At 44.2% G+C, this 7196-nt stretch carries 8 protein-coding genes; 6 read left to right on the forward strand and 2 right to left on the reverse strand.

Annotated features, from left to right (window positions below; genetic code table 11):
* Positions 1-158: 158 nt before the first annotated feature.
* Together rnjA and EST42_RS09810 are read right to left on the reverse strand one after the other, a co-directional pair.
* Positions 159-1838, reverse strand: coding sequence for a ribonuclease J1 (gene rnjA / locus EST42_RS09805; RefSeq protein WP_134645249.1), 1680 nt, complete (start codon positions 1836-1838; stop codon positions 159-161).
* 1 nt (position 1839) lies between these two features.
* On the reverse strand, positions 1840-2052 hold the full coding sequence (locus EST42_RS09810) for a DNA-directed RNA polymerase subunit epsilon (RefSeq protein WP_134645250.1): 213 nt from the start codon (positions 2050-2052) through the stop codon (positions 1840-1842).
* A gap of 206 nt (positions 2053-2258) precedes the next feature.
* Here EST42_RS09810 and EST42_RS09815 point away from each other — a divergent pair, with 206 nt between their 5' ends.
* From EST42_RS09815 to typA, 6 genes are all read left to right on the forward strand, one after another.
* Positions 2259-2852 carry a hypothetical protein gene (locus tag EST42_RS09815; RefSeq protein WP_134645251.1) on the forward strand — a complete coding sequence of 198 codons (594 nt, stop codon included), beginning with the start codon at positions 2259-2261 and terminating at the stop codon, positions 2850-2852.
* 2 nt (positions 2853-2854) lie between these two features.
* Positions 2855-3337 carry a hypothetical protein gene (locus EST42_RS09820; protein ID WP_134645252.1) on the forward strand — a complete coding sequence of 161 codons (483 nt, stop codon included), beginning with the start codon at positions 2855-2857 and terminating at the stop codon, positions 3335-3337.
* Positions 3338-3384: 47 nt separating this feature from the next.
* Positions 3385-3972, forward strand: a complete 588-nt coding sequence (gene def / locus EST42_RS09825) for a peptide deformylase (protein WP_134645253.1) — start codon at positions 3385-3387, stop codon at positions 3970-3972.
* A 5-nt stretch (positions 3973-3977) separates the two neighbouring features.
* On the forward strand, positions 3978-4265 hold the full coding sequence (locus tag EST42_RS09830; RefSeq protein WP_134645254.1) for a UPF0223 family protein: 288 nt from the start codon (positions 3978-3980) through the stop codon (positions 4263-4265).
* Positions 4266-4269: 4 nt separating this feature from the next.
* Complete coding sequence (locus EST42_RS09835) at positions 4270-5052, forward strand: inositol monophosphatase family protein (RefSeq protein WP_134645255.1); 783 nt, start codon at positions 4270-4272, stop codon at positions 5050-5052.
* A 102-nt stretch (positions 5053-5154) separates the two neighbouring features.
* A complete protein-coding gene (gene typA / locus EST42_RS09840; protein WP_134645256.1) occupies positions 5155-6999 on the forward strand; it encodes a translational GTPase TypA in 1845 nt (614 codons plus the stop codon).
* Positions 7000-7196: the final 197 nt, after the last annotated feature.

The raw sequence follows: 7196 nt of genomic DNA on the forward strand, positions 1-7196 counted from the left end.
TCAAATCGCGTTAATTTTCAAATTCATTGTCGACCAACGCTATTTGGCATAGAGCCTTTATTTTTACACCAATAAATCAAAAAAAGGTACCAACAACCAATCGCGCTAGCGAGTGGTCATCAGTACCAAATATTTTAGAAACTTTTGTTATTAAAGGCCTAAATTAAAATGAACATAGGCAAGATTAATGGGCGACGTTTAGTCTTCTCGTACAAGAAACGTTGTAGTTGTGACACAACCGCGTTGCGAATACTGTGCTCGCTAGCGTTTGATTCACGCATCGCTGTTAGAATCGCGTGGAAAATTTCCTTGCGACCATCATTAATTAAGTCTTCTGACTCACGCATGTAGATAAAGCCACGTGACAAAATATCAGGACCGGCTGTGATTTCTTGGTTCTTCAAGTCAATTGTTGCAACTACAACTACCAAACCGTCTTGTGACAACATTTGGCGATCACGCAACACGGCAGAACCAACATCACCAATACCGTTTCCATCGACATATGTGTCTTCGGCAGGAAGGTGGTCTGCAACTCGAGCTGAATCAGCGGTCAAAGCAAGTACATCCCCGTTATCGAGAACATACGTGTTTTCCTTTGGCACACCAACTTCATGACTCATACCTTCGTGAACCTTCAACATCCTGTACTCACCGTGAACAGGCATAAAGTACTTTGGCTTAATCAACGATAGCATTAATTTTTGTTCTTCTTGGCCACCGTGACCAGAAGCGTGAATGTTGTTGATCTTACCATGGATAACCGTGGCACCAGCTTCTTCAAGTTCGTTAATGACACGGTTAACAGATTGTGTGTTACCAGGAATTGGCGAACTAGAAAAGATAACGGTGTCATCTGGTTGGATTGAAATCTGCTTGTGAGTACCGTTGGCGATGCGGGCCAAGGCAGCCATTGGCTCGCCCTGTGATCCCGTTGACAAAATCAAGACCTCGTTAGCAGGGAGGTGATTAATTTCGTGTGCATCAACCAACATGTCCTTTGGAATATCCAAATAACCAAGGGCCAAACCATTCGTTACGGCGCTTTCCATTGAACGACCGAAGACGGCAATCTTACGTCCATGAGCAAGGGCGGCTTCAGTCGCCATTTGCACACGTGACATGTTTGAGGCAAATGTGGCAAAAATAATTCGGCCATCGATTTCATCAAACAACTTGTCGATGGTCTTACCCACCCAACGTTCTGACTTTGAAAACTCAGCTCGTTCAGCGTTTGTTGAGTCAGACATTAAAAGTAGGACACCTTCGGAACCGATGCGCGCCATCTTTTGTACGTTAGGTGGCTGCTTAGTTGTTGGGGTGAAGTCGAACTTGAAATCACCGGTCTCAACGATTGTTCCTGATGGTGTGTGCACTGCAATTCCAAATGTATCAGGAATTGAGTGCGTTGTGCGGAAGAATTCAACACTCATGTTGTCAAACTTAAGAACAGTATCTTCATCAATTTCGTGAAGTTCGGTACTGTTTAACAATCGGTGCTCATCCAACTTGTTCTTAATTAATGCCAAGGCGAGAGGGCCAGCATATACAGGGACGTTAACTGCGTTCAAGAAAAAATGAATGGCTCCAATGTGGTCTTCGTGACCGTGGGTGATAACCAAAGCTTTAATCTTGTCGCGGTTTTCCTTGAGGTAGGTGTAATCCGGAATCACATAATCAATTCCTAATAGTTCATCTTCTGGAAACTTAACACCGGCATCGACGACGATGATTTCATCACCAAATTGAATACCATAAGTGTTCTTTCCAATTTCCCCAAGGCCACCAAGCGCATATACTGCAGTCTCGTCTGGACGAATATCCAGATTCATGACCATATTAGAACTCCGTCAACTTAAAGTTGGGGCTTTGTTGCTCGTATGCCAAAGCCTTTTCTGACAATTGTTCAATCAATTCAACATTGTAGTCTGTGTTTGACTCAACTGAAAAACGCGCAACCGGTTGATCAGCAGCATCAATGTAAAGTGATTGCGTGTTTTCACGCTTTGGGTTTTGTGTCTTAGTAGGTTGGTAGTAAACCTTAAAAATCATAATCGGTTAATCTCCTTATTTATTACTGACTTGTACCGAACAATCTTAAAATTAATTTTATCAGAAATACCGGCCAAATACCATATTCAACGAAACTAAGGCGTCTGTATCCTAAATATATTTGAAATCATACGTCGGATTTGGGTAGTCGTTTTTTATCTGCTTTTCGGTTAGACTTGAAGTAATAAAAACGGAGGACAGCAAAGATGAGTAAGAACATCTGGGAAAAAATAAAAGATAATGTCCGCGGTGTACAGGGAAAGTTCAAGCGTTCTTATGTGCCAACAACGACACCAGAAGAAGTGGTGCTGGCTAATCAACTGAAAATGGCGTTACCATCAACTATTGCAACTTATATTTATGTCAATGGGGAATGGGATACCATGGCGAATCGTGCATTAAGTGGTTCAGTCATTTTATCAACCGATACGCCAGCGGAACAAATTGCGGTGCGACATCAAGCGATTTCATCTGCCTATGAGGCAGAATTGTTTGCGATGGTCGATGCGTTGTCAGCAATTGATTTGGTTAAGCGTCAAACGGGCCACTTTGTTCTTGTGACTGGGTTAACTGATTTCGTTCGTAACTATAACGATTTTACGTTAGCACAGTATTTTTCAGAATTGCCAGAGCGACCAACCTCAACGGATCGCCTGTATCATGATTTTGTTCAATTGTCGGCGACATACCAATCGTTGCGGGTTGTCGCTGGTGGTGAAAAGGATAAGCAACAAACGACTTTCGTGGCTCAGAAGCTAAATCGCATGTTGGCAGGTTACCGCGATTCACGAGGTAAGTAATCATGTGGTTAGTTTGGGTGGCTTTATTAGTTGGATTACTGTTGCTAGCGTTGACCATCTACCGACGATATGGACGTCGTTTGACTGAGCGACAGATTATTGCCTCACAACAAGTTGTGAACACTGGTATGACCGTGGCACTTCGGGAATTGGCTAATGACTTGTTGCTATTCCCAATGGAACGGCCAACTTCGACGTTGGTGGCTAATATTTGGGGGCATGAAGTCATGGCATTCGAGTTCGAACTACCATACCGGGAGCGTCAAGAAGTTGTCGTGGTTCGGCAAGCGTTGAATAATGCGCTACGTGATTATGCGCAGGATGAAAATCTAGTCAGTGCGTCAGAGACCGATATGGCGTTGGTTGTGACGGACGTCTGGTATGACAACCGTACGCCAATGTTACACGTCGATGTTGCGCACATTGTTAATGAAGAAACGGCCGCGTATTTACGAGATTTACGTAAGTTGAATCAACCGGTGTAGAGTTTGCTATACTAGTATTATTAAGAATTTTTGTAGGAGATGAGCAGATGTATTTGATGAAAGATATCGTCCGTGATGGCGATCCTGTGTTGCGTCAACAAGCAGCTAAGGTGACTTTCCCCTTGTCAGATGAGGTAAAGGAAGCAACTAAGAACATGATGGAGTACTTGGTTGTCTCACAAAACGAAGAAGAGAATGAGAAGTATGGTCTTCGCCCAGGCGTTGGACTTGCGGCACCACAAGTTGGCATTTCACAACAATTTTCGTCAATTTTGATTCCTGATGAAGATGTTGTCGATACTGATATCGATGAATACGTAACCCCAACGTATTTCTTTAAAGGTACGATTTATAACCCAGTCATCACACGTCAGTCCGTTAAGCAAACGGCTTTGTCAATGGGTGAAGGGTGCTTGTCAGTCGATGAAGATATTCCTGGGTATGTAGAGCGTGCTTACCGGATTACGGTTAAGTATCAAGATGAAAATGGGGATGCGCAAGAGTTGAAGTTGGAAGGCTACCCAGCCATCGTATTCCAACACGAAATTGACCATTTGCATGGCACACTATACTACGACCACATCAGCAAGACGGCGCCATGGAATGAAACCGATGGCACGCGTTACATCGGGTAATTCGTATGGCAAACGGTGATTCGAATATTAATTACCCAATGTTAGACGGTTGGTCAATGGCTGATATTATTGCTGTTAGTGGTCTATATTCTGCTGTGGCTACAGCTTATGAATCTGGGATTGATCGATTGAAATTGTTAGCGGCCTACAATGCATTTAAGCAAGTTGTCCCCAGCAAAGCTGAAGAAAAGCAACTTGACCGGGAATTTGGTGGTGAATCAGGATATAGCCTCTATCGCACCATCCAAGCCGCAAAGCAAAGTGATAAAAAACAGCTAAAAATGGAAGGCTAGCGGTATGAATGAAGCGCAATCAAAAAAGCTTGATCAGACTGTATTAGGTTGGTTGGACACGGTACACGATGCTGTGCTCAAACGTGTAACGCAGCGCATGCGTGTAGATACAAAAGCAGGTCACCGCGATTTGGTCACTAATGTGGATCGCGAGACAGAACAATTTTACGTTGATGCAATTCGTCGTTTTGATCCTAAAGCGGAAATTCTTGGTGAAGAAGGCTTCGGGGATGCGGTTAATGACATGGCCGGCCGAGTTTGGTTTGTTGATCCAATCGATGGGACGATGAATTTTGTAAAACAACAGGCAGAATTTGCAACAATGTTGGCGCTGTATGAAGATGGTCAACCAGTGATGGCTTGGATTATGGATGTTGTTAACCATGACATCGTCCACGGTGGTCCAGCATACGGGGTGTATCACAACGACACACCGCTGGCGACACCAAAAGATACAGGTTTGGCTGACGGATTGATTATTTTGTCTGGTGCACGCCTGCTATATGAGCAATTTGGGTTTCCTGAAGTGGCGAAGGCCGCTCTAGGATTCCGTGTGTATGGCTCGGCGGGCATTTCGTATCTACATGTTCTGACAGGCAAGGCCGTTGGATATGCCAGCAATATGAAGCCGTGGGACTATGCTGCTGGGACATTGCTTGGTGAAGCTTTGGGGTTTAAAGTCGGAAAAATTGACGACCAACCTATGAATATGTTAACATCAGGAACAGTTCTAGTGGCAACACAACAAGCATATAGCGATATTATGGCAATTGAACGTGACCTTTAATGCTTATTTCTATAGGTGGGCCGCGTGTAAGCGGCTCGCTTTTGTTAGTTGTTACACCGATTAGAGTAAAAAAGTGACGTATAGTCAAGGAGAATTAGGATTTTGGCAAAGCGCGAAAACATCCGTAACATTGCAATTATTGCCCACGTCGACCACGGTAAGACGACGTTGGTTAATGAATTGTTGAAGCAATCAGACACGCTTGATATGCGTACTGAACTTGGCGATCGTGCCATGGACACAAACGATCTTGAAAAGGAACGTGGAATCACGATCTTGGCCAAGAACACGGCCGTTAAGGTTGGCGACAAGCAAATTAACATTTTGGACACGCCAGGGCACGCGGACTTCGGTGGTGAAGTTGAGCGTATCATGGGCATGGTTGACGGTGTTTTGTTGGTGGTTGATGCCTTTGAAGGTACGATGCCACAAACTCGTTTCGTTTTAAAGAAGGCCTTCGAGCAAAACTTGACGCCAATTGTTGTTGTGAACAAGGTTGACCGTCCGGGTGCTCGTCCTAACGAAGTTGTTGATGAAGTGCTTGATTTGTTTATCGAATTGGGTGCGGATGAAGATCAATTGGAATTCCCAGTTATCTTCGCTTCAGCTATGAACGGAACATCATCATTGGATGCTGACTTGGCTACGCAAGAGCACACAATGACACCAATCTTCGACACAGTTTTCGAAACGATTCCTGCTCCAGAAGATAACTCAGATGAACCATTGCAATTCCAAGTGTCATTGTTGGATTACAACGATTTCGTTGGACGTATCGGTGTTGGACGTGTCTTCCGTGGTAAGATCAAGGTCGGAGACAACGTTACGGTTATGAAGCTTGATGGTACGCACCAAAACTTCCGTGTAACGAAGTTGTTTGGTTTCATCGGCTTAGACCGTGTTGAAATCGAAGAAGCTGTCGCTGGTGACCTGATTGCGCTTTCAGGTATGGAAGAGATTTCAGTTGGTGAAACGGTTGTTGACCCAGCGCACTTGGATGCATTGCCAATCTTGCGTATTGACGAGCCAACGTTGCAAATGACGTTCCGTACGAACGATTCACCATTTGCTGGTCGTGAAGGTAAGTTTGTGACGGCCCGCCAATTGGAAGACCGTTTGCGTCGCGAATTGCACACTGACGTTTCATTGCGTGTTGATGACACTGATGAAGCTGGTGCATGGTTGGTATCAGGACGTGGTGAGTTGCATTTGTCAATCTTGATCGAAAACTTGCGTCGTGAAGGCTTCGAATTGCAAGTTTCACGTCCACAAGTTATCTTCAAGGACATTGATGGCGTTGAATCAGAACCATTTGAAGCAGTTCAAATTGACACGCCGGATGAGTACTCAGGTTCAGTTATCGATTCATTGAACCAACGTAAGGGTGAGATGCGTAACATGGAACCAACAGGTACGGGTACGACTCGTATGGAGTGGTTGGTACCTTCACGTGGTTTGATTGGTTACTCAACTGAGTTCATGTCATTGACGCGCGGTTACGGTATCTACAACCACACGTACGAGACGTACGCGCCGGTTGTTAAGAACTGGAACCCTGGCCGTCGTAACGGTACTTTGGTTTCAATTAACCAAGGAGCTGCAACGACTTACGCTATCATGGGAGTTGAAGATCGCGGAACGATGTTCATCCACCCAGGTGATGATATCTATGAAGGAATGGTTGTTGGTATGAACAGCCGTGACAACGATATCTCAGTTAACGTAACTAAGGCCAAGAACCAAACTAACGTTCGTTCATCAAACAAGGACCAAACTGCCTCAATCAAGACGCCACGTGATATGACGCTTGAAGAGTCATTGGAATTCTTGGATGATGATGAGTATGCTGAAGTAACGCCAGAACACGTTCGCATCCGTAAGCAAATTTTGGTTACGGCTGAGCGTGAGAAGGCTGCTAAGCGTCGTAAGATTTCCCAACAAGGTTAATCTATTAAAATAGACTAAGAAAACTCCTGCGGACCAGTTTGATGGTTGCAAGAGTTTTTTGTAATATCGGTTCAAAGTCAAATGGTACTGATGACCAGTAAAAATTTAATATTTTGAACCTTTCTTAGGCAGCTGATTTTTTATGCTTTGTCAACACAGATGTTGATATATAGCTATTCTGATCGTTCTAGTAAATT

It is taken from the genome of Weissella cibaria, from assembly GCF_004521965.1.
Lineage (GTDB): Bacteria > Bacillota > Bacilli > Lactobacillales > Lactobacillaceae > Weissella > Weissella cibaria_A.